Below are 2623 nucleotides of genomic sequence, written 5' to 3'. Positions count from 1 at the left end.
CCACCCCTTCCTCTGGGGCTCCAAGCGTACCGGGCCGGACCTGGCTCGGGTTGGCGGCCGCTACTCGGATGAATGGCACCGCGCGCACCTGTACAACCCGCGCAACGTGGTACCGGAGTCGAAGATGCCGGCCTACCCGTGGCTGGTGGAAAGCACCCTGGATGGCCAGGACACCGCCAAGAAGATGCAGGCCCTGCGCTTTCTCGGCGTGCCGTACAGCGAGGAAGACATCGCCGGCGCCTCCGCTGCCGTCAAAGGCAAGAGCGAGATGGACGCCATGGTCGCCTACCTGCAAGTGCTCGGCATTGCCGTGAAGAACAAGAGGTAGAGCCATGTCATTCGAATTTATTGATACCGGCACCCTGCGCGGCATTGGTACGGCACTGGTTCTGCTGTCGTTTGTCTGCGTGACCCTGTGGGCTTACAGCGGCAAGCGCCGCACGACGTTCGATGAGGCCGCCCTTCTGCCCTTTGCCGATGAACCCAAGCTGGCTGCACCTAGGAGCAACACCCCATGAGCACGTTCTGGAGCTGGTACATCACAGTGCTGACCGTCGGCACCCTGCTCGCCCTGTTCTGGCTGATTTTCGCCACCCGTAAAAGCGAAGTGCACAAGAACCCAACCGAGCAGACCATGGGTCATTCCTTCGACGGTATCGAGGAATATGACAACCCGCTGCCCAAGTGGTGGTTCATGCTGTTTATCGGCACCATCGTCTTCTCGATTGCCTACCTGGCGCTGTACCCCGGCCTGGGCAACTGGAAAGGCGTACTGCCGGGCTATGAAGACGGCTGGACCCAGGTCAAGCAATGGCAGCGTGAAGTGGACAAGGCGGACGAGCTGTATGGGCCGATCTTCGCCAAATACGCGGCCATGCCCCTGGAAGAGGTGGCCAAAGACGAGCAAGCCCTGAAAATGGGCGGGCGCATGTTCGCCACCTACTGCTCGGTCTGCCACGGCTCCGACGCCAAGGGCGCAGTGGGCTTCCCTAACCTCACCGACAGCCACTGGCGCTGGGGCGGCGAGCCTAATGTGATCAAGACCAGCATCCTCAATGGTCGCATGGGCGCCATGCCGGCCTGGGCTGCAATTATTGGTGAAGACGGCGTGCAACAGGTCGCAGCATTTGTGCGCAAGGATCTGGCCGGCCTGCCGCTGCCAGCCGACAAGAGCGTCGATCTGGAAAAAGGCGCCGCCATTTATGCCGCCAACTGCCTGGCCTGCCACGGTGCAGAAGGCAAAGGCATGGCCATGCTCGGCGCGCCCGACCTGACCAGCCCGGCTGGCTGGATCTACGGCAGCAGCCTGGTGCAGTTGCAACAGACCATCCGTCACGGCCGCAATGGCCAGATGCCGGCGCAAGAGCAGTATCTGGGCAACGACAAGGTGCATCTGCTGGCCGCTTATGTACTGAGCCTGAGCCAGAAACAACAGAACGCCGCCGCACAGTAATCGCTAAAACCGCAGCAGCCGGCTGGCGACCCCAGGTCGCCAGCCACTCAAGCAAGCCTCTTCCGCGCCCGGACAGCCGTCCGAGCCATGCGACCCAAGGTCGCACCCTTCCGACCAAGTGCATGCGCGACCTTTGACTTGAGCTAATCTTGTCGACAGTCGCCACCTGTCATAACTCCAAGGCGATTCCCATCTTTGCGCTACGCCTGTTTAAGGCGTTTTATGCTCGCGGCAATGCCCTGCATAAGCGGCCATGCATGCTTGCCAACAGCCCTGAAAGCCTTATTGCGCCGGCTTGTGTCGTTGCAATGAGCACATGCTTTCTACATACTTGCCGCCGATTTTTGCCCCTAAAAAATCCATTAACCGTGGAACCCATAATGAGCACAGCAATCAGTCCGACTGCTTATAACTACAAGGTGGTTCGCCAGTTCGCCGTAATGACGGTGATTTGGGGAGTCATTGGCATGAGCCTGGGTGTTTTCATCGCCGCGCAACTGGTGTGGCCTGAACTCAACCTGGGCATGGAATGGACGAGCTTCGGCCGTCTGCGTCCGCTACACACCAACGCGGTGATCTTCGCCTTCGGCGGCTGCGCGCTGATGGCCACCTCGTTCTATGTGGTGCAACGCACCAGCCAGGTACGCCTGATCTCCGATGGCCTTGCCGCATTCGTATTCTGGGGTTGGCAAGCCGTGATCGTCGCTGCGGTGATCACCCTGCCAATGGGTTTCACCGGTTCCAAGGAATACGCCGAGCTGGAGTGGCCAATCGATATCCTCCTGGGTATCGTCTGGGTCGCCTATGCAGTGGTGTTCTTCGGCACTATCGTCAAGCGCCAGACCAAGCACATCTATGTCGGCAACTGGTTCTACGGTGCCTTCATTCTGGTTACCGCGATGCTGCACATCGTCAACAGCGCGGCCGTTCCGGTGAGCCTGTTCAAGTCCTACTCGGCCTACGCCGGTGCGACTGACGCGATGATCCAGTGGTGGTACGGCCACAACGCCGTGGGCTTCTTCCTGACCACCGGCTTTTTTGGGGATGATGTACTACTTCGTACCCAAGCAGGCCGAGCGGCCTATCTACTCCTCTCGCCTGTCGATCGTGCACTTCTGGGCGCTGATTACTCTGTACATCTGGGCCGGCCCGCATCACCTGCACTACACC

At 60.0% G+C, this 2623-nt stretch carries 3 protein-coding genes and 1 pseudogene; all 4 read left to right on the top strand.

The window, feature by feature from the left end; translation table 11 throughout:
* Positions 1-328 (top strand): cbb3-type cytochrome c oxidase subunit II (locus Q8O69_RS00365; RefSeq protein WP_305588902.1); only part of this gene is annotated, 328 nt, incomplete at its 5' end.
* A 4-nt stretch (positions 329-332) separates the two neighbouring features.
* A complete protein-coding gene (locus Q8O69_RS00360; protein ID WP_305588901.1) occupies positions 333-518 on the top strand; it encodes a cbb3-type cytochrome c oxidase subunit 3 in 186 nt (61 codons plus the stop codon).
* Positions 515-1453: a cytochrome-c oxidase, cbb3-type subunit III gene (gene ccoP, locus Q8O69_RS00355; protein ID WP_305588899.1), complete on the top strand. Its 939-nt coding sequence runs from the start codon at positions 515-517 to the stop codon at positions 1451-1453. The genes Q8O69_RS00360 and ccoP overlap by 4 nt, the downstream gene beginning before the upstream one ends.
* A gap of 380 nt (positions 1454-1833) precedes the next feature.
* Positions 1834-2623, top strand: a pseudogene (locus Q8O69_RS00350) (cbb3-type cytochrome c oxidase subunit I); the annotation flags it as partial.

The organism is Pseudomonas sp., from assembly GCF_030690725.1.
GTDB lineage: Bacteria > Pseudomonadota > Gammaproteobacteria > Pseudomonadales > Pseudomonadaceae > Aquipseudomonas.
This window is presented reverse-complemented; position numbering and strand designations above follow the sequence as displayed.

Coding starts and splice junctions, on each gene's coding strand:
- Q8O69_RS00360 (WP_305588901.1), top strand. CDS start 333: ATGTCATTCGAATTTATTGATACCGGCACCCTGCGCGGCATTGGTACG.
- ccoP (WP_305588899.1), top strand. CDS start 515: ATGAGCACGTTCTGGAGCTGGTACATCACAGTGCTGACCGTCGGCACC.